Source organism: Flagellimonas marinaquae, from assembly GCF_003992675.1.
In the GTDB taxonomy this organism is placed as follows: domain Bacteria; phylum Bacteroidota; class Bacteroidia; order Flavobacteriales; family Flavobacteriaceae; genus Flagellimonas; species Flagellimonas marinaquae.
Map to the genome: position 1 here is coordinate 101301 of NZ_RZMZ01000005.1, position 20099 is coordinate 121399.

24 protein-coding genes are annotated in these 20099 nt (G+C 42.5%); 11 read left to right on the plus strand and 13 right to left on the minus strand.

The window, feature by feature from the left end; all coding sequences use genetic code 11:
* Positions 1–53: 53 nt before the first annotated feature.
* Genes EO130_RS03305 through radC form a run of 3 tightly spaced genes read right to left on the minus strand, consistent with a single transcriptional unit; the run spans position 54 to position 2733 of the window.
* Positions 54–743 carry a YjjG family noncanonical pyrimidine nucleotidase gene (locus tag EO130_RS03305; RefSeq protein ID WP_127140104.1) on the minus strand — a complete coding sequence of 230 codons (690 nt, stop codon included), beginning with the start codon at positions 741–743 and terminating at the stop codon, positions 54–56.
* A complete protein-coding gene (locus tag EO130_RS03310; RefSeq protein WP_127140105.1) occupies positions 736–2031 on the minus strand; it encodes a polysaccharide deacetylase family protein in 1296 nt (431 codons plus the stop codon). Before EO130_RS03310 ends, EO130_RS03305 begins: the two co-directional genes overlap by 8 nt.
* A 3-nt stretch (positions 2032–2034) precedes the next feature.
* Positions 2035–2733 carry a RadC family protein gene (gene radC, locus EO130_RS03315; RefSeq protein ID WP_127140106.1) on the minus strand — a complete coding sequence of 233 codons (699 nt, stop codon included), beginning with the start codon at positions 2731–2733 and terminating at the stop codon, positions 2035–2037.
* Positions 2734–2786: 53 nt separating this feature from the next.
* Between radC and EO130_RS03320 the strand changes: the two genes are divergently transcribed.
* On the plus strand, positions 2787–3239 hold the full coding sequence (locus tag EO130_RS03320; RefSeq protein WP_127140107.1) for a DUF1569 domain-containing protein: 453 nt from the start codon (positions 2787–2789) through the stop codon (positions 3237–3239).
* A 4-nt stretch (positions 3240–3243) separates the two neighbouring features.
* On the opposite strand, the gene EO130_RS03325 is transcribed toward EO130_RS03320, so the two are convergent.
* Positions 3244–4119 carry a Mur ligase domain-containing protein gene (locus tag EO130_RS03325; RefSeq protein ID WP_127140108.1) on the minus strand — a complete coding sequence of 292 codons (876 nt, stop codon included), beginning with the start codon at positions 4117–4119 and terminating at the stop codon, positions 3244–3246.
* 95 nt (positions 4120–4214) lie between these two features.
* Here EO130_RS03325 and EO130_RS03330 point away from each other — a divergent pair, with 95 nt between their 5' ends.
* Together EO130_RS03330 and EO130_RS03335 are read left to right on the plus strand one after the other, a co-directional pair.
* Entirely contained in the window at positions 4215–4526 is a 312-nt protein-coding gene (locus tag EO130_RS03330; protein WP_127140109.1) for a cupin domain-containing protein, read from the plus strand.
* A complete protein-coding gene (locus tag EO130_RS03335) occupies positions 4523–5308 on the plus strand; it encodes an SDR family oxidoreductase (RefSeq protein WP_127140110.1) in 786 nt (261 codons plus the stop codon). The genes EO130_RS03330 and EO130_RS03335 overlap by 4 nt, the downstream gene beginning before the upstream one ends.
* A gap of 51 nt (positions 5309–5359) precedes the next feature.
* On the opposite strand, the gene EO130_RS03340 is transcribed toward EO130_RS03335, so the two are convergent.
* The 4 genes from EO130_RS03340 to EO130_RS03355 form a co-directional block, all read right to left on the minus strand.
* Positions 5360–5659: a type II toxin-antitoxin system RelE/ParE family toxin gene (locus EO130_RS03340; RefSeq protein WP_127140111.1), complete on the minus strand. Its 300-nt coding sequence runs from the start codon at positions 5657–5659 to the stop codon at positions 5360–5362.
* On the minus strand, positions 5652–5903 hold the full coding sequence (locus EO130_RS03345; RefSeq protein ID WP_127140112.1) for a type II toxin-antitoxin system ParD family antitoxin: 252 nt from the start codon (positions 5901–5903) through the stop codon (positions 5652–5654). Before EO130_RS03345 ends, EO130_RS03340 begins: the two co-directional genes overlap by 8 nt.
* Positions 5904–6092: 189 nt before the next feature.
* Entirely contained in the window at positions 6093–6572 is a 480-nt protein-coding gene (locus tag EO130_RS03350; RefSeq protein WP_127140113.1) for a DUF4265 domain-containing protein, read from the minus strand.
* 191 nt (positions 6573–6763) lie between these two features.
* Positions 6764–7351 carry a DUF2202 domain-containing protein gene (locus EO130_RS03355; protein WP_206513117.1) on the minus strand — a complete coding sequence of 196 codons (588 nt, stop codon included), beginning with the start codon at positions 7349–7351 and terminating at the stop codon, positions 6764–6766.
* A gap of 192 nt (positions 7352–7543) precedes the next feature.
* Between EO130_RS03355 and EO130_RS15670 the strand changes: the two genes are divergently transcribed.
* Both EO130_RS15670 and EO130_RS03365 read left to right on the plus strand, forming a co-directional pair.
* Entirely contained in the window at positions 7544–7807 is a 264-nt protein-coding gene (locus EO130_RS15670; protein ID WP_313781246.1) for an SDR family oxidoreductase, read from the plus strand.
* A gap of 94 nt (positions 7808–7901) precedes the next feature.
* Positions 7902–8279, plus strand: a complete 378-nt coding sequence (locus tag EO130_RS03365) for a DoxX family membrane protein (protein ID WP_127140115.1) — start codon at positions 7902–7904, stop codon at positions 8277–8279.
* A gap of 166 nt (positions 8280–8445) precedes the next feature.
* Here the strand turns inward: EO130_RS03365 and EO130_RS03370 are convergent, their stop codons facing one another.
* The 5 genes from EO130_RS03370 to EO130_RS03390 all read right to left on the minus strand — a co-directional run bounded on the left by EO130_RS03370 (position 8446) and on the right by EO130_RS03390 (position 13457).
* Positions 8446–9171, minus strand: coding sequence for a LytR/AlgR family response regulator transcription factor (locus tag EO130_RS03370; RefSeq protein ID WP_127140116.1), 726 nt, complete (start codon positions 9169–9171; stop codon positions 8446–8448).
* The gene (locus tag EO130_RS03375) at positions 9168–10226 is read right to left on the minus strand and encodes a sensor histidine kinase (RefSeq protein ID WP_127140117.1); all 1059 of its coding nucleotides are present in this window, start codon (positions 10224–10226) and stop codon (positions 9168–9170) included. The genes EO130_RS03370 and EO130_RS03375 overlap by 4 nt, the downstream gene beginning before the upstream one ends.
* A gap of 500 nt (positions 10227–10726) precedes the next feature.
* Complete coding sequence (locus tag EO130_RS03380; RefSeq protein ID WP_127140118.1) at positions 10727–11251, minus strand: DUF4136 domain-containing protein; 525 nt, start codon at positions 11249–11251, stop codon at positions 10727–10729.
* Between the two features lie 64 nt (positions 11252–11315).
* Positions 11316–12317 (minus strand): GTPase ObgE, encoded by a 1002-nt coding sequence (gene obgE, locus EO130_RS03385; protein ID WP_127140119.1) that lies wholly within the window; start codon positions 12315–12317, stop codon positions 11316–11318.
* A 33-nt stretch (positions 12318–12350) separates the two neighbouring features.
* Entirely contained in the window at positions 12351–13457 is a 1107-nt protein-coding gene (locus EO130_RS03390; protein WP_127140137.1) for an adenylate kinase, read from the minus strand.
* Between the two features lie 117 nt (positions 13458–13574).
* Between EO130_RS03390 and EO130_RS03395 the strand changes: the two genes are divergently transcribed.
* The 6 genes from EO130_RS03395 (at position 13575) to EO130_RS03420 (ending at position 20079) form a co-directional block, all read left to right on the plus strand.
* Positions 13575–14729: a 5-(carboxyamino)imidazole ribonucleotide synthase gene (locus EO130_RS03395; RefSeq protein WP_127140120.1), complete on the plus strand. Its 1155-nt coding sequence runs from the start codon at positions 13575–13577 to the stop codon at positions 14727–14729.
* A gap of 3 nt (positions 14730–14732) precedes the next feature.
* Positions 14733–15224: a 5-(carboxyamino)imidazole ribonucleotide mutase gene (gene purE / locus EO130_RS03400; protein WP_127140121.1), complete on the plus strand. Its 492-nt coding sequence runs from the start codon at positions 14733–14735 to the stop codon at positions 15222–15224.
* 18 nt (positions 15225–15242) lie between these two features.
* Positions 15243–15644, plus strand: a complete 402-nt coding sequence (locus EO130_RS03405) for a hypothetical protein (protein ID WP_127140122.1) — start codon at positions 15243–15245, stop codon at positions 15642–15644.
* Complete coding sequence (locus tag EO130_RS03410; protein ID WP_127140123.1) at positions 15641–17662, plus strand: M3 family metallopeptidase; 2022 nt, start codon at positions 15641–15643, stop codon at positions 17660–17662. The genes EO130_RS03405 and EO130_RS03410 overlap by 4 nt, the downstream gene beginning before the upstream one ends.
* A gap of 149 nt (positions 17663–17811) precedes the next feature.
* Entirely contained in the window at positions 17812–19671 is a 1860-nt protein-coding gene (locus tag EO130_RS03415) for a sensor histidine kinase (RefSeq protein WP_127140124.1), read from the plus strand.
* Positions 19672–19683: 12 nt separating this feature from the next.
* Positions 19684–20079, plus strand: coding sequence for a response regulator (locus EO130_RS03420; RefSeq protein ID WP_127140125.1), 396 nt, complete (start codon positions 19684–19686; stop codon positions 20077–20079).
* Positions 20080–20099 lie beyond the last annotated feature (20 nt).

Here is a 20099-nt window from a genome sequence, read left to right on the forward strand (position 1 = left end):
GCTGAATGCATTTTCCAGTGTCAAATAATGTGGTTAACCACTTAAATATAACTCTATAAAATGCTTTTTATTTCAATCAAATCATGAATGATGATGGATTCACCGTGATCGGGTTCCTTATGGAAATTATAGTGCAGCACCTGCATACCCATGGCCTTTGCCCCTAAAATATCGGCCTCAAGATTATCCCCGACCATTAAGGAATTTTTGGGGTTGACCTTTGCCATTTCCAAGGCGAGTTCAAAAATGTATGGGTCTGGCTTTTTAACCCCTGCCATTTCAGAATCCACAATTTTTTGAAAGTAGTGGTGAATGCGGCTGCCCCTTAACTTTTTTTCCTGTACTTCTTGAAAACCATTGGTAATGATGTGCAACTTGTACTTGGGGAAAAGATAATCCAAGGTTTGCACCGTGTTGGGCAGCAAATGCGTGTATGACGACAAATGCGCGATATAGTCGTGTGCGAGCACATGGATCACTTCGTCCGAAACATGAACACGAAGAGTATCAAAAGTCTGCTTCAACCGCTGGTACCTAAGCTCGGATTTGCTGATTCCATTATTGCGGTAGAGGGCCCACATTTGCAGATTGATCGGGGCATACACCTCCAAAAATCCATCCAAATCAATGTCTACCTTGTGATCCACTAATATCTTGGCAAAAGTAAGGGCAGAGTTCTTTTCAAAATCCCAAAGGGTATGGTCCAAATCAAAGAAAATGTCGGTAATGGGATGTTCAAACATAATAACGCTTTAACATGGATTGATAGAGCTCCATCCAATCCAAGGGTTGCTTTCCTCCCAACAGTTCGTTGGAAAAAACCAAAACAAAATCTCCCTTCACCTGTTTCACCAAACGATATACCCTATCCATTTTCTCAAAAACCTGGTCTTTGGTCTTATACTTGACCAACGCATAATCATGCATGGCAAAGGGGTGTATTTTTATAGGTTGCCTCACCTCGGTATTGATGTCATAAAAATAAAATGGGGTACAGGTGCCTGCCCTAAAACCGATCTCGTGGGTGTATCCCATGGAAAAGTCGTCCGTAAATTCGGTTTCTACCAAATTCCGGTAGGTAATGGGGACATTCACTTTGTTATAACGAAGTCGGGCGTAACTTATGGGCCTATTGATGAGATTGCCCAACTGTTTTTTTTCTTCCCGAAGCACATTTTTGTCAGATGTAGAAACAAAGGAAGTGCTCAGTGACACGATACTGTAATCGGCAATGGATTTGATCAAATATCGAAACCTGTTGTTGTTGGTGGAAACATTTTTGTCGTGGGCCGAATGCTTGGCAAACTGAAAGAAGAACATGGTTTTAATAGGGAACTTTTTATGGATTTCCACCAAATCAAAAAAATTGTCGTAAGGGTCCCTTTTAATCCTAAGCAATACTGAGAGACGATTCCAAATCTCCCAAAAGCGAAAATTTCCCAAGTCCAACAAAAAACCCCCAAGTGTTCTTGAAATGCCCCGCATAGCGTAGGCATGCGAAGTAGTCACATTGATAATCGAGGTGAAATTGTAAAACTTCTCCTTGGTCTCCAAATCGGGAAAACGTTCTTGAAGCGCCTCCAATAACCTGTAAGCCCAAAGATCGACTACCGGTAGTTCCAAAAAGTTGTGTTGGTACGCTATGCTCTCCTTTACAGGGAAACGGCCTACACTATCCTTTACATGGGGCAGATATTCCTCGTAGCGGCTCAAAAGGAAAAAACTTGCGGAGAAAATATCAAAAGGGATGGTGCTTTTCTCTCCTGAGGCGAAAAAACAGGGAATTCCATCCCAATCGGACACCTTGATTTCCAAATCGTTAATGCCCTGCTCAAACAATAGATCATTGCTTCGGATAAAAAATTCGTTCTGCAGCGGCTGTTTGGAATAGGTCATTTTTGGGCCATTGTGCTTGATAAAATCTTCCACCTTTGTGGTAAATCCCATCTCCACTCCCAAGATTCTCTCGAAGAGGTGTTTGGCCGTATAGGTTAAACGATTGGTAACCTTATGGGTAAATATTAACAACATTGGCTACAAGATTCCTTTATCTGCAAAACTGAGGTATTCATTTTGGGCCAAGATTAGATGGTCCAATACCTGTATATCCAAAGCCTCGGAGGCTGTTTTCAATTTTTGTGTAATCTGTTTGTCCGCTGCACTGGGTTTTAAGGTTCCCGAAGGATGGTTGTGCGCCAAAATAATCCCCACTGCACCAAGTTCCAAGGCCTGCTTCAACACCAATCGCACATCTACCAACGTTCCCGTAATGCCCCCCTTGCTCAATTGCGACTTATGGATCACCTTATTGGAATTGTTAAGGTATACAATCCAAAACTCTTCGTGCGGAAGCTCCCCTATCAACGGATACAGTAGTTCAAACACATCATGGCTACTCTGTATCTTGACAATTTTTGAGGTATCCTCCAGTCGTCTTCTCCTACCTACTTCCAGGGCTGCCGCGATACTTACGGCCTTGGCTTCACCAATGCCCTTGAAGCGCATCAATTGGTTGACGGAAAGTTTCCCCAGCTCGTTCAAATTATTGTCCACCGAGGCCAAAATACGCTTGGAGAGTTCCACTGCGCTTTCTTCCCTACTACCTGAACCGATTAAGATTGCTATCAATTCGGCATCGGAAAGTACAAAACTTCCCTTCTGTACCAGTTTTTCCCGTGGCCTGTCATCATCGGCCCAGTTTTTTATGGAAAAGGAAGCTAGTTTTTCTTGCATGGTCTAAAGATAGGAGAATAATTTTATGTAAATTTCAATATAAATCCTTGGATATGAAATCGATTTTCAACACGGAAGCCTACGAAGAAGTTTTATCGCGCATCGACCAGCTATCCGAATCTTCTGAAAGACGATGGGGGAAAATGCAGGTAGGCCAAATGCTGCACCATTGCCAATATCCCTTAAAAATAGGATTGGGAAGGTACAATCCAAAAAACAAACCCAGCCTGATGCTAAAGGTACTGGGCAAATTTTTTAAGAAGAGCCTTTACAACGATAAGCCATGGAAACAAAACCTGCCAACCGCCAAAAGCTTTAAAGTTGAAGATGATAAGGATTTTGCTGCTGAAAAAGAAGTGCTTATAGGCCTTATCCGTGATTTTCACCAAGAAAAGGATAAAAAAGAGTGGGACCCACATCCTGCATTCGGTTCCTTTACCGCGGAACAGTGGGGGCAGATGCAATACAAGCACCTAGATCACCATTTACGGCAATTTGGGGTTTGATTTTTTAATGGAAAGTAGACATCGCTTCGTAAAACTCAACCTCGTCCACGCCCATTTGTTGGCATATCCATTTGGCTCCAGCCATGCTTCTTAAATCGTCTGCTCCTGAAATTTCCAAGGGCATTTCGCCATCCGGTGTATCGAGAAATACTTCTCCATTTGCCTCCTGATAGGCCGGGGTGCTGTATGGAAATTTTCGAATGGGGTTTTCCGAAGCTTCCACAAGTTCCTTTACAGTAGAATCCTCATCGTTATAGGTGATGCTTCCACCTTTGACAATGCTATCCACAAAAAGGGCAAATGGTTCCGAATCGGTATCCTTAGGCGATGAAATATCGCTTAGTAGGGCAATGTTTGGAATATATTTTTGGAATTGGGGCGTACTATCCAATGATGATGAAACACCATTTCCTGCCTCTATCAAAATAAAGTCGTTCTCTGTAGTTAGGTGTATTCCATTTGATGTTTGGGTCACATAATCTGTTGCTACCTCATTATAATCGAGCGCATGTAAGATCATTTTGGCAACAGTCCCCTGGTGTTGGGAACCAGCGATTACCACCCGTGTTTTGTATTTGGTCTGTTCGTAAAGAAAATCGGGAAAAGAAAATAGCGGCAAGCCCAGTTCTTGCGCCTTAACCAATTCGGGGTTATCATGTTTTACTTGGGAACCGATCACTACGGCATCCAATCGGGCATGGATACTATCCGAAAACCAGCCGGCACCTTTGGGCAATAGTCCCTGTTCTTGCATAATGGACTTAAGGGATTCATCAAACTTCTCATCACTTCCTGTAACCGTTTCTCCCTTTTTGTGCAAGGAAATGGCTAAATTGAACAAACTGATTTCACCCAAACCTATAAAATGTACCTGCATCATTCTCGTTTTAAGCAGCAAAAATAAACATTGCCGAAGCCATTGCAAATAGGGAGGCTGCCTATTAATTTTTATATTGGCACTAAAATCAGAAATCAATGAACCTATCAGAAATTGAACCAAGGGAAATAATGCCCGGATACCACGGAAAATTAGTGCATGGCGAACGTATGAGCTGGGTGTTCTGGGATGTGGACCAACATGCGGAAGTGCCCGAACACCAGCACGACCATGAACAGATCATGCATGTGGTAGAAGGCACTTTTGAATTTACCCTAAATGGGAAAAAAGGCACTTACCATCCAGGAGATGTGGTCATTATCCCTTCCAATGTACCCCATAGTGGAAAAGCACTCACCCCATGTAAGTTGATGGATATTTTCAGTCCTGTAAGAGAAGAATACCGATGAACATTTCACTAAAAGGAAAAAACGCCCTTGTTGGGGGAAGTAGTAAGGGCATTGGAGCGGCCATTGCCAAACAACTGGCTGCAAGTGGCGCGAGTGTTACCCTGATGGCGCGTAGCGAAGGACGGATGCAAGAATTGGTTCGGGAAATGGACAGTTCGCAAGGACAACAACACCAATTCCTGTCCGTGGATTTTACCGATTTTGAAGCCTACAAAAGTAAAATAGCAAGGTATTTCGAGACCAACACCGTGGATATCCTGGTCAACAATACGCAAGGTCCCGAAGGTGGCGGTGCCCTGGAAAAGAAAGTGGAGGATTATCAGAATGCCTTCGATTTGCTGTTCAAGTCGGTGGTGTACACGACAGAACTGGCCTTAAAGCACATGCAGGAACAACAATGGGGACGTATCATCAACATTGCATCCATTTCGGTAAAGGAACCATTGAACTATTTGGCACTCTCCAATACCATTAGAGCTGCCGTGGTTACCTGGGCCAAGAGTTTGGCCTACGATGTTGCTAAAGATGGGATTACGGTAAACAGTACCCTAACAGGTTATTTTGACACCGACCGCATTGCGCAATTAAACTCCAAAAAAGCGGAAAAAATGGGTGTTACCCCAGATGAAGTCCGCTCCAATATGGAAGAGCAAGTACCTGCAAAACGGATTGGCGACCCAAAGGAATATGGCTATTTGGTGACCTTCTTGGCATCGGAACAGGCGGCCTTTATCACGGGAACCAATATCCCGATTGATGGCGGACTCCTAAAGTCGTTGTAAATTAAAGACCCTTAGGGCTTTTCATAGGATACCTTGTTAGGTGTAGTATTTCTATTCAGTTATTCTGTTTTTTAAATCCATTTGTCCGTGTAAAATTCTCGTAATTTCAATCGGTTGGTTAATTCGTTTTCGATAAAAAATGATATATCGGCTTGTTTTAAGCCCGAATAAGTCTTTGGTTATTCCATCGTAGTTTTTTCCCAACTCAGGGTTGTTTGCAATGTCTTGGCAACTGTCTAATAGCAGGTTATAATAGCTATCAGCTTGTTGTTCAGACCACTGTTCAATTGTGTATTCCCAAATTCCAGTTAAATCCTCAACTGCTTTATGGGTCAGTTCATATTTAGCCATTCTTTTTACGTCTGGCTTTTAATTCCTGAAGATGTTCGTCCGGGTTAAAATCGTGAGCAATTCCGCTGTCAATTCCTTCCTGTATTGCATTTCTCAAAGCAGTAGCTTTACTTTCTTCATGCTCTAAAAGTCGAAGTCCGGCTCGGATTACTTCACTTACATTCTTATATCTTCCAGCTGAAACTTGGTTACTCACAAATTGGTCAAAATAATTGCCAAGGGATATGGATGTGTTTTTACTCATAGCTCAGGTATTTATTCAAAATTACCAAAAATTGGTAATTTTTCCAAGCTACACCCCATGGCAATCAGCAAAAGGGGAGCGTACTGCGTGCGTGGTTTTGCGTTCCCGAAGGGATATTGCCATCAACGTTCCGGCTTAAAAGCGTTGCTGTCCCGCAGGGCAGCTATGACTTTTTAGCCATTGTTGTGCTTAGTATTTTATTTCATTTCTGTGTTTTTCAGACAAGCAAGGTTCGGCATATTCAAATATACCTTGTTCCTCATACCCATCTAATTTTCTCTTAATTGTAGAATAGTCAGAAGATCTAGGTATTTCCATGGAAAAGTAACTTTCATTTAATCCTTCTGATGTGCAACCTATTGATTTAAAATCGTCTCGAATGTTCTCTTTATCAATCCCTTCTTTAGTTATTGAGACTAATACAATTGAATTGCCCGATGGCTTGGTTGTCTCACGATAAGTCAGCATCTGTTCTGATTCGTCAAATTCTGCATAGAATTCATCATCCGTTGCAATTAGAGGTCCATAAAACGGAATACTGTCCAACTTATAAATCCCGTTCTTTTCGTCAATTTTGATTGCCCACATGGTTTCCACAGTTATTTCGTCCAAAACATTACTGTGGTATCGGAACAGAACTTTAGCGTATTTATCGTTTTCGTCAGTCATTTCTAATTAAGCACAACGTTCGGTGTATGAGTAGTGGCGGGTTATGAAGCACTATACTTTGGATTTAACACGTGGTTTGTAAAATGCTAAAATCTCGAAATTTAACACAAACCCGCCATTAATTATACACTTTGTTACCTACTGGGCGTTTTTTTCTTCCTGCTATTTTTACGGCTTAATCTTTTGAAGAATTATTGACCACATTGTTCATTTGAAGAGTTAATTATAGCATCATATTCTGTTTGACTGATATAAACGGGGGTGTATGACCCTAACTGTCCAACGAAACTTCGTAAATGGTTTCTTGAACCACAACTAAGGTTATCATAAACATTGATTAAATCAATATTTGTTGTGTGCTTTTTAAAAATATCAATATCATTGATATCCAAATCTTCTATGTTCGCACCCACCTCTAATGCTTTATTAAGTGAGGAGTCTGATTTAATTGTTAATTCATTGTAAAGTGTCTGTAATTCGCTATTTGAAAATACACCATAAGCATCATTGATTACAGGGTCAGTCAATCCATAGTTATTAAGTAGGTTTAAAACACTATTCATATGCGATTGTTCACTATTAGAAATATTGTTGAAAATACTCTGTCCATACTTATTGTATGAATAAACATAAACATCTCTAGCCAATTTTTCTTCTTCTCTAAGAAAACGCAAATCTGTTTTTTCTTGTTCAGTTAAAGGAACTACTTCACCTTCATCTTTGTTACAAGCTGTTATAAGGATTAACCCACCAGCCAAAATCATTATTGACTTTTTCATCATTTTTATTTTATATAGTCAAAAATGTATTATTTATTTTGAATTATCAGTAACTTTTATTACAAACTACTTCTATTCAAAACAATCTTTGTCTTAATGCTTGTAGGTAACTATTGGATATAAAGCTAATTCCTTATATCCCTACTTATTTGGAATAAACATACTACTTTTTTGCTTAGAAAGAATACATTCATGTTAGTAGGTCTATTCCCGATTTTGGGAAAATATGGGGGGGGGTTAAACGCCCCTACGACACAACCAAACGCCAAAAAAAACGGAAATAAGGATGTCGCCCCAAAAGATGTCCGCAGCAACATGGAAGAGCAAGTACCTGTAAAACGGATTGGCGACCCAAAGGAATATGGCTATTTGGTGACTTTCTTGGCATCGGAACAGGCCGCTTTTATCACGGGAACCAATATCCCGATTGATGGCGGATTGCTAAGATCACTATAAACCCCTTACTACCAGTAAAATAACTTGACCAAGAAAATCATAGCTATTTGTTTTTTAGGTACTTTTATGAAGTAACCAATAAATCATTAACCCTATGAACTCTAAAGTTTTTTTGGGAATCCGTATCCTCTTGGGACTTTTTGTCCTGATATTCGGATTGAACAAATTTCTCAATTTTATTCCCGCTGGAGGTGAAATGTCCGAACCGGCAATGAACTATTTTGGGGGACTATCCTCCACCTACACCATCCAATTGGTGGCCATCGTGGAAATTTTGGCGGGACTTGCGCTAATTTTCAATAAGTATGGCGCCTTAATGGCCTTGGTTTTAATGAGCGTGTCCGTGAATGCGGTACTTTTCCATGCCACCTTGGATATGGGCAACATTGGACCAGCCCTGGGACTATTGATTCTTAATATTTTGGTGTTGGTAGGATATAAGGATAGGTACAAAGACCTGTTGCGGGCTTAAACGCTTTGAAAGAGGCGGCCTAAAAACTTGATTTTTGTCAACCTGAACTTGTTTCAGGTTCTCATAATGATTTGTTTACCAGAACGATGAAATTCTGAGATACCTTGCCTACCGGCAGGAATTCAGAATGACCTGTTTCACTAGTTTTTTAGACAGTCTCTTTTCTTTACAAACTCATTTTATCCTTAAAAATGTAGGATTGCCTGCGGGAGACCTCTACCTCTTCCCCATTCTTCATGGTAAGTTTTAACTTGCCATTGAACCATGGCACTACGTTTTCTATATAGTCCGTGTTGACAATCTGTTGCCGATTCGCCCTAAAAAACGAATCGTCCGGCAATTTTTCTTCCACCTGGTTGAGCGATTTGTAGAGCATGGGCTTTTTATCGTCAAAAAAGACCCGGGTGTAGTTCCCCACAATCTCGAACATGGAAATATCACTGATTTTTACCAACCAACAGGATTCCCCATCTTTAATAAAGATTTGACTTTGCTTGGTCAGTTTTGTGGTAGCAGCTGATTCATTGGACCTATGCGACATTTTTTCGCGAACCTTTTCCAAGGCCATATCAAAACGTTTGTTGCTCACGGGTTTGAGCAAATAGTCCAATGCATTATACTCAAAGGATTTTATGGCATACTCATCGTAAGCGGTATTAAATATGGTGATGGGCACCTCATCGAGTAGTTCCAACAGATCAAAACCGTCCTTTTCGGGCATGTTGATATCCAAAAACAGTAGATCGGGAGACTCCTTTTCTATCAGTTCCACCCCATCGTCCACATTGGCCGCCTCTCCCACAAGCTCCAAATCATCATGAAGTTTGATGAGTTCCTTTAGCTCGTTCCGGGCCAACCTGGAATCTTCCACTATGACCGCCCTAATGTTCATTCCACCAAAATTTTAATTTGTGCCACCACCTCATCGGATATTTCTTCCAACGTAAAGGAAGCCTTATCGGCATATAATAGTTTCAACCGCTGTTCTATATTTTTCAATCCCAATTGGGTAGAATCCTTCGAAATCTCCAATTTACCGGTATTTCGGACCTCAATGTACAAATCCTTATCCGTTTTGAAAATGGAAAGCAATATCCGTCCACCTTTCTTTAGATTGGAAATACCGTGCTTTACTGCATTTTCAATCAACAACTGGATAATCATCGGTGGAATCCTTAAATCCAGCGTATCATCCTTTATTTGTTTTACAAACTCCAAACGATTTTCAAACTGGATTTTGGACAGATCGATATAGTTATCCACGACCTCTAGCTCTTCCCGCACAGGAATATCGTTAATGTTGTTCTTGGTCAACGAATAACGTAGGATTTCAGAAAGTTTGGTGAGCATTTCCCGAGAACGGTCCACATCTTCCAGCATCAACCCTCGAATATTGTTCAAACTGTTGAACATAAAATGTGGGTTGATTTGTCCCTTTAACGTATTCAATTGTGCCTGTTTCAGGGTCGTGTTCAACTCCAACCGTTCTATTCTGTTCTGATTCAGTTTCAAGAGCAATTTGATCACCAAATAGGTGATTGTCCAAGCACCCACCAAAAACAAAGAGTTCAGCACTTGAATCATAATTTTGTCGTATCCTTCGAACATCTTCTGTTCCATCTCCGTCAGTTCTGGACCGAACTCCACATAAATATATCCAAAGAGGATGTTCAATAGACCGAAGAGTAAGGCCGCCAACAAGGTGGATACTATGATTTTGATGACTTCCTTCCCTCCAAAAGAATCAAAATGGACATTTTTTTTGAGATACCATCGTAGTAAAGAAGTACTGAATACTCCGATAAAAATACCCACAACGACCGAAAAAACGGTTAGTTCCCAACTAAGGTTGTGAGGAACCAAAATAGAAATGGAGTTGATAAACCCCCACCCCAACAACTGTAGGGTCCAAAATGCAATATTGCGTTTACGCGAACTTAATTCCATCCTTTGGAGCACAAATGGCTCAAATATACATTAAACTTGATCTGTGTGCGGAGGTTAGGAGTTTTGTGCCTCCCTGCTTTTTAAAGCTTTGCAGCACGATTTTTTATTTGAGACGAATGAAATCCAAATCATACTCGTGCTTGCGTAAAAAACTGGAAAAAACTCCATGTATTCCCAACCATTTACTTTGCCTATAAAGGCAGTGACAACGCCTACGATTCCAATAATCAAGACTATTTTCTGGTTTGTTGTAAACTTTTTCATAGTGATGTTTTGATGTGAGGTCCTCGCGGATTATAAAATGATACTAACTAAAAGTGTGATGATCAATTTGGCAAGTGCTATCATGATTGTTCGGTTTTAAGATATTTTGATGATGCTAAAGTAATGGACCATTCTTGTCCATAGAAGTGATTTATGACAAGTGGTCATTTTGACCCACCGAACGGTAAAAACCTTGCAAATGGGTCTTAAAAAAATCGTAAATAGCTGATTTTGTTCTATTTTACTTTTGGAGGAAACTTGGAAAACACCTTCTTGACTACCGCACGGAGCTGTTCTTCCCGAACGCTTGGCGATACATTGTCGCGGAGCCCGCTTTCGGCGGTTGCTTGCCAAACGAGGGCGTCGCGCTGGGCATCCACCAAGTCAAACTGGATGCTACGTTTCCAATTGGACCCACCCAAGGGCAACCCAACGGAAATACCCCCACCTACGTTTCGTCCCGTACCGCCTATGCCTACGCCAACATTGTTGTTTGGGGCGCCCCTATACTCCTCGCTAATGATGTTGACAAACAATTCCGGCTCCTCCGCCAAACGATAACCACGGGACTTTAACGTCGAATCCAAAGCTCGCAACAATCGTCTTTCATCCAACTGGCTTAAGCCCGATTTCATATCCGGGTAGTAATTGTAGGTCGTATATCCTGAAAAGTCGATGGTTTTATCGTAATCATAATTCACCCTCACGGAGCTACAGGATGCCAATAGAAGCACCAATATTATGGGCAGAACAGTTCGCATTTTCGGACTTTTGGATTCTCCTAAAAATAATGAATAAATTGCTGAAGTACCCGAAGAAGGGATATTATTCGTTCAACAGCTTCCAAAGCCTATCCTTGAGCTGCTGAATCCCCAAACCGCTAACGGAAGAGATGAACGTGTAGGGAACATCCTTGAAATCCTCTTTCATATCGGCATCCATTTCCTCGATAAGCTCTTTATCCAACATATCGCATTTAGAAATGGCCACCAAACGCTCCTTGTCCAGCAACTCGGGATTGTAACGTCTCAGCTCGTCCAATAGGATGTTGTATTCCTGGCTGATGTCCTTGCTATCCGCTGGAATCAAGAACAACAAGGTGGCATTGCGCTCAATATGGCGCAAAAAATAGTGTCCAAGCCCCTTGCCTTCAGCAGCTCCTTCAATAATTCCGGGAATATCGGCCATCACAAAGCTCTGAAAATCCCGATATTCCACAATGCCCAAGTTGGGCTTTAGGGTAGTAAATTCGTAATTGGCTATTTTTGGCTTGGCAGAGGTCATCACCGAAAGTAGTGTGGATTTCCCAGCATTGGGAAAGCCCACCAGACCCACATCGGCCAATACCTTCAATTCCAAGGTAAGGTGGCCTTCCTGACCTTTGATTCCAGGCTGGGCATATCTAGGGGTTTGATTGGTGGCACTCTTAAAATGCCAGTTCCCCAATCCGCCCATACCGCCTTCGAGCACCACTTTTTCTTCACCATCCTCGGTAATTTCAAAGAGGATTTCGTTGGTTTCGGTATCGCGCACCACGGTTCCCAGAGGTACTTCCAAGTACACATCCTCACCATCGGCTCCAGTGCTCCGGCTTTTACTGCCGTGCTCTCCGTGCCCTGCCTTAAAATGTTTTTGGAACTTAAAATGGACCAAGGTCCATAAGTTTTTGTTTCCTTTGATTATGACATGACCTCCTCGACCACCATCACCTCCATCAGGGCCACCTTTGGCCACATATTTTTCTCGACGCAAATGCGCAGAACCCTTGCCCCCGTTTCCGGAAGCAATGTGCACCTTTACATAATCGACAAAATTTCCTTCGGTCATATTCTAAAATAAAAAAGTCGTTATGGAAATCAATTACAGGGAATCGATTACCTTGCTCAAGCGCTGGGTAATCTCCTCGATTTCACCAATTCCATTTACGGAGTGGAATTTCCCCTGTGCTTCGTAGTAGGCCTTGAGCGGAGCCGTTTTTTCATTGTATTCGTCAAAACGGTTACGGATCTTGCTCTCATCTTGATCATCGGAGCGCCCGCTGCTCTTGCCACGTTCCAATAAGCGTTCCACCAAAATATCGTCCTCAGCTTCCAACGCAATGGTCGCATTCACTTTCATGTCCTTAGACTCCAAAAAGTTATCCAAGGCTTGTGCCTGCGCCGCAGTTCGTGGGAAACCGTCAAAAATGAAACCTGCCGCATCCGGGTTTTTCTCTACCTCGGCCTTTAACATATCGATAGTCACTTCATCCGGCACCAATTCCCCTTTATCAATATAGGATTTTGCCAAGGTACCGAGTTCGGTCCCATTTTTAATGTTGAAACGGAACACATCCCCTGTGGAAATGTGCTTTAGATTATACTTTTCCTTAAGGAAGCCTGCTTGGGTCCCTTTTCCTGCTCCTGGCTTTCCAAAAAGCACTAGGTTGATCATATCTGTTTGATTTAATTGGTAAACTTCTCTAAGGTTACGGCCCAGTTCATTGTAATCCAGTCCGTATCCCACTATAAAATAATCGGGGATTTCCAGCCCCACATAATCGATGGCGTATTCCCCGTTGTAAATATCCGATTTGTAAAAAAGCGTTCCTATTTTGAACTCCTTCACATTCTTATTGGAAAACAGGTGTACCAACTGCTTCAAGGTTCGTCCTGTATCGACCACATCTTCCAAAATAATGACACTTTTCCCTTCCAGCTCATCGGGCACATCCAACAGTGTTTCCACAATGCCCGTTGAAGTAAGGCCTTGATAAGAACTCAATCGCACAAAAGAAACCTCGCAAGGGTACGGGTAAGCCTTCAAAAAATCCGCCACAAACATAAAGGCTCCATTGAGCACCCCCACAAACAATGGCGTTTCATCTTTGTAATCCGCAGCAATTTCCTTGGCCATTTTATCAATGGCAGCAAGGATTTGTTCTTCCTTTAAATACGGCTGAAAGTACTTGTCGTGGAGTTTGATCAATGTTCTCAAGTTATGGTCAGGTTGGCAAAGATACTATTTTTAGCACTCCTAAGCCCCTACATCTTTTATACCCTCGTGGATTTCATGTATTTTTGCCCACATTCAATATACAGATCAATGCAATTTTTCTCTTCTGACTTTAAACTGGGAATTTTAGGTGGTGGACAATTGGGCAAAATGATGCTCTACGAAACACGGAAATGGGACATCCAAACGAAAGTTATGGATGCCTCGGCCGAAGCACCCTGCAAAATAGCCTGTAATGAGTTTGTACAGGGCAGTTTGATGGATTTTGATGCGGTCGTTGCCTTCGGGAAGGATGTTGATGTGCTTACCATTGAAATTGAAAACGTCAACGTAAACGCCCTTGAAAAGTTGGAACACGAGGGAATCAAGGTCTACCCACCGACAAAAACCTTGAGAACCATACAAAATAAGGCGGTGCAAAAATTGTTTTACACCGACCACAATATACCAACGGCACCCTTTACCCGATTTGCATATACTTCGGAAATCGAGGATAGCATCCTCAATGGAGGGCTATCATTGCCCTTCGTTTGGAAAAGTGCCCAATTTGGCTACGATGGACAAGGAGTCAAGGTAGTACGGACCATGGAAGATCTAAAGGACCTTCCCAATGTGGAGTGTATTGCCGAGCAAATGATCGACTTTAAAAACGAATTGGCCGTCATAGTAGCGCGAAACACAAAAGGTGAAGTGGTTACTTACCCCGTGGTAGAAATGGAGTTTCACCCAGAGGCCAATCAAGTAGAGTACGTAATCTGCCCAGCACGAATTGATGATGAAGTGGCACAAAAAGCAAGGGAAGTTGCATTGAAAGTTTCGGAACACATGAAACACGTAGGCCTATTGGCCGTGGAAATGTTCCAGACCCAAGACGACCAGATTCTGGTTAACGAATCCGCCCCTCGACCCCATAATAGCGGTCATTATAGCATCGAAGCGGGCTATACCAACCAATTTGAGCAGCACATTAGGGCCATTTTGGGACTCCCGTTGGGAAAAACGGATAGTAAAGTCGCCGGAATTATGGTTAATTTGGTAGGAGCCGAAGGTCATACCGGTTATGTAGTCTACGAAAACATCGAAAAAATATTGGAAATGGACGGGGTAACACCCCATATTTACGGTAAAAAGCAAACCCGCCCTTTCCGCAAAATGGGACACGTTACCATCGTGGACGAAAATATGGCTAGGGCCAGGGAAGTGGCGCAGCAAGTAAAGGAAACCATCAAAGTGATAAGCAAATAAGATATGAGCAAAGTAGCCGTTATTATGGGAAGTACAAGCGACCTTCCCGTTATGCAAGACGCCATCGATATTTTGAAGGAATTGGGAGTGGATGTGGATGTGGATATCGTATCCGCACACCGTACCCCCGAAAAATTGTTCAGTTTTAGCAAAAGTGCGCACACCAATGGCTATGCCGCCATTATAGCTGGTGCTGGAGGTGCTGCCCATTTACCTGGAATGGTCGCATCCTTGTCCCCATTGCCCGTTATAGGAGTTCCTGTAAAAAGTAGCAATTCCATTGATGGGTGGGACTCCGTGCTCTCCATTTTACAAATGCCCGGGGGCGTTCCAGTGGCAACGGTAGCCTTGAACGGCGCAAAAAATGCTGGTATCCTTGCCGCACAGATTATCGGAAGTTCCAACAAGCAAATAATGGACAACATCATTGCCTACAAAGAAGGGCTCAAAGAAAAAGTAATCAAGGGTGCCGAAGAGGTGCAGAAAAAATTCTAAGTAGTAACCCCGTAGCTCATGAACTTCAACCAAATTGGCATTTTGGTAGGGATTTGCGCCATCGCCTTTTTTGGCTTTACGCTGAAAAAAGTAAGGAGCCCTTTCATCAAAGGACTTTGGAAAAGTGGCCTTTTGGTTTTTTTCCTGTATTCGGCCATTTTGATCTATGTGGAAATACGCTGGCAATTCATTTCCAGTTATGCCCAAAAATACGATACCAACGGAAACGGTTTTGTGGATTTGAACGAGTATTCCGATGAAGCCATAGCCGCGATGAACAAAATGACTAGCGGTGCCAAAGCAAAAAGCTTCGCGGCCCTCACCGTAGCCGTATTGTCATCCATTATCGGATTTGCGTATCTAATAAGTGATTGGGCCGTAACCTATTTAAAGAACAAAGAGCAGAAACAACAAGTATGAACAACCCATTATTGGAGCCTTTTGATCAGGCACCATTTTCCCAAATAAAGAATGAAGATTTTAAACCGGCTTTTCTTCAGGCCATCGAAGATGCCAAAAAAGAAATTGATGCAATCGTCGATAATCCAGATTCCCCCACTTTTGAAAACACCTTGGAGGCCTTGGATTTTTCAGGTCAACAACTGGATAGGATTTCAAGCATCTTTTTCAATCTGAACTCTGCCGAAACCAACGAAGAGATTCAGAAAATAGCCCAAGAAGTGTCCCCCTTGCTATCCGAATTCAGTAATGACATTACCTTGAACGAGGGACTTTTTAAACGCATCAAAGCCGTTTACGAGCAACGAGACTCTTTGAACCTGACCACAGAGCAACAGACGCTCTTGGAGAAGAAATACAAGAACTTTAGCCGAAATGGGGCCAATTTAACCGAAGAAAACAAAAAACGCCTACGGGAAATCGACACAGAACTTGCCAAACTGAAACTCACCTTTGGTGAAAATGTATTGGCCGAGACGAACAAATACGAGATGTTGCTGACGGATGAAAAAGATGTCGAGGGGCTTCCCGATGGCACCAAAGAAGCCGCTGCCCAACTAGCGGAATCCAAAGGCAAAGAAGGTTGGCTCATTACCTTGGACTATCCGAGCTACATCCCCTTTATGAAATATGCCAAAAACAGGGAATTGCGAAAGGAACTATCCATGGCCTTTGGCAGCAAAGGGTTTCATAATGACGAGCTGGACAACCAAGAAAACGTGAAAAGAATCGTGAAGCTTCGCCACGAAAGAGCCAAGTTATTGGGCTATAAAACACATGCCCATTTTGTACTCGAAGAACGTATGGCAGAGACTCCAGAGAAAGTGTTGGACTTCTTAAACGAGCTTTTGGAAAAGTCTAAACCCGCGGCCGAACTTGAATTTGCAGAATTGGAGGCCTACGCCAAGGAGCTGGACAACATCGACCGTTTGGAAAAATGGGACAGCGCTTACTATTCCGAAAAATTGAAGCAAAAACTCTTCAATTTGGATGACGAAAAGCTAAAACCCTATTTCAAGCTCGAAAATGTAATCAATGGGGTGTTTCGAGTTGCGGAAAAACTCTTTGGACTTACCTTCAAGGAAGTGGACCATGTGGACAAATACCACAAGGAAGTGAAAACCTTTGAAGTCTATGAAAATGGGGATTTCATATCCCTGTTTTATGCTGACTTCCACCCAAGACCAGGAAAAAGAGGCGGCGCCTGGATGACCAGTTACAAGCCACAGTACGTTTTAAATGGCAAAAACAATAGGCCGCACATTTCCAACGTATGCAATTTTACCAAACCGACAAGCTCAAAACCGTCGCTGCTTACCTTCAACGAAGTAACTACGCTTTTCCATGAGTTCGGACATGCGCTGCACGGTATGTTGGCCAATACCACCTACCCTAGCCTATCCGGAACTTCCGTGTACTGGGATTTTGTGGAACTGCCCAGCCAAGTGATGGAAAATTGGTGCTACGAAAAAGAGGCTTTGGAACTCTTTGCCCATCATTACGAGACAGGTGAATTGATTCCCATAGAACTGGTGGAAAAAATAAAGGAATCCGCAACATTTCAAGAAGGCATGGCCACGGTTCGCCAATTGAGCTTTGGATTGTTGGACATGGCTTGGCATGGTGACGACCCATCAAATATAACAGATGTAAAAGCCTTTGAAGATCAAGCATTTGAGAGTACCGATCTGTTCCCAAAAACACCCGAAACCTGTTTGAGCACGTCCTTTTCCCATATTTTTCAAGGGGGTTATTCATCCGGCTACTACAGTTACAAATGGGCCGAGGTTTTGGATGCAGATGCTTTTGCCTACTTCAAGGAAAATGGGATTTTCAGTAGAACGGTTGCCGATAGGTTCAAGGAATATGTGCTTTCCAAGGGAGGAACTGAAAATCCTATGGAACTCTACAAGAAATTTCGCGGGGCCGAACCAAGCATTGACGCCTTGTTGGAACGGGCAGGGTTGGTAACCAAATAATAGTGGTTTTTACAACAATTTGTAGGTGCAATTAGAAAATTGATGGAAATTTACTATCTTTTTAAGAAAATTGCATTACCTGACCTTTAAAGCTTGAAAGTTCCCATAAATAATCAAGGCTTGCTTTGTTATAACCAACCCCGAAGTATATGAAAAATTGGGACATTGAGGATTTTGGAGTAGATAGTTTGTTTACAGAAACCGTCAAACTTGCCAAACTTGGAATTTATGAACTTAACGTAGCCACCAATGAAATCTATTGGAGCGATGTTACCCGTGAAATCACCGAAGTCCCAAATGATTTTGTCCCATCCTTGGATAATCTCGCTTCCTTTTTTAATGAAGGCCACTACAGGGATATGGCCCGTGATGCCATGCAAAATGCCATCTTAAAAGGTGAGGCTTATGATTTGGACATGGAGGTGGTAACCGCCAAAGGCAATATCAAACACGTGCGCAATGTCGGAAATCCAAAAATGGAAAATGGCGTTTGTGTCAAATTATTCGGTTTCCTGCAAGACATTACAGAAAGGAAACAAATAAAAATTGAGCTTACCAAAAAAATTCAACAACTGAATCTTGCCGAGCAGCTCTCACAAATTGGCTATTGGGAGTGGGATATCGTGGCCGATAATATTCTCTGGTCGGACAACCTATATCGCATATTTGGCCTGGAAGTGGGCACTCCCATCCATTTTGAGCGTGTTATAGAAGCAATACATCCCGATGACCGACAAGAGTTCCGGGAAAATGCCCAAGAATTCATCGCCGAGAAGCGATTTCGAAAATTTATGCACCGCATTGTGCACAAGGATGGCAGTATCCGTACCGTGGAGTTGATCGGTGAACTTATCATGAATCCGCAAGGCGACGTAATCAAAATGATCGGGACCACCCAGGACATTACCGAGCAGCGCATGTCCGAAATTAAGTTTAGGGGGCTTTTGGATTCCGCACCGGACACTATGGTCATTGTTGATAGAAAAGGTGTTATCCAGCTCATCAACAAACAGGCAGAGAAAATGTTTGGCTATAAATCATCGGAACTTATTGATGAACCCGTGACCGTTCTGGTGCCAAACCGACTTTGGGACACCATGGAATATTATGCCGAGACTTTTTTTAAAGCTCCAAAGCATACCGGGCTTCCTGCGGATCTTGATTTTTTTGTTCAGAACAAATCAGGTTTTCAAACACCCGTTCAAGTAACCCTAAGCCCACTCGAAACCTCCGAAGGGCTTCTGGTCTCCATTGCACTAAGGGACATTACGGACCAAAAACAGGCCGCTCATCGGATTATGGAAACCAACAAAAGCTTGAAGGAATCAGCGAAGCGACTAAAGGCCCAAAATAGGCAATTGGAAGAGTTCAATCAGATCACATCACACAACCTGAGGTCCCCGGTCAGCAATCTCAATGCTTTGTTGGACATTTATAAAACGGAAAGCGATTCCAAAACAAAGGAGATGATCATCGACAAAATAGAATCGGTAACCAACCACCTTACGTGGACCCTGGATACCCTTGTAGAGTCCCTGCTCATCAAAAAAAGCTCGCAACAAGCCCTAGAGAAATGCCAATTTGATAAAACTTTGGAACGTACCAAGGCAATGCTCGCTGCCGAAATTTTGAAGACCAATGCCATCATTACCTCCGATTTTTCCGAGGCTTCCGAAGTGATGTACAACAAGGTCTATTTGGAGAGCATTTTCATCAACCTGATCAGCAACTCCCTAAAATACAAGGCAAAAGACCGAGCTCCAGAAATTTTTGTCCAATCCAGGATGAATAATGGAGCGGTACAGCTCGAGTTTAGGGACAATGGATTGGGAATCAATCTTAAAAAGAACGGGCACAAACTGTTTGGGTTCAGCAAGGTTTTCCATAGAAACGATGACGCCAAAGGTGTCGGATTGTTTATAACAAAAGCCCAGGTTGATGCCATGGGCGGAAAAATCTGGGCTGAAAGCGAAGAAGGCAAGGGCACTTCTTTTTTTATTAATCTATAACTGTTGACGATTATGGAACCGGTTAATGTCTTTGTGATTGATGATGATGATATCTACCAATTTACTATCGCAGTAACGCTCAGAAGTATTCCAGCAGTAGGTTCTACCCGCACCTTTTCCGATGGTGCCGAAGCACTGGAATATATTGTGGTGCACCAGAATGACGAGGATAAGCTTCCCGACATTATCTTTCTGGACATCAACATGCCCGTAATGGATGGTTTTCAGTTTATGGAGGAGTTTGTGGAACTGCTTCCCAGTTTAAAAAAGTCCATCAAAGTATACATGGTTTCCTCCTCCATGGATCCCAAGGATATAAAAAGGGCCAAAAGAATTGATGAAATCTCGGATTATTTGATCAAGCCTTTAAACTCCGCGGATATCAAGGAAATCATAGCTAACTTGTGAGCTATTTTAAGCAGGCGAAT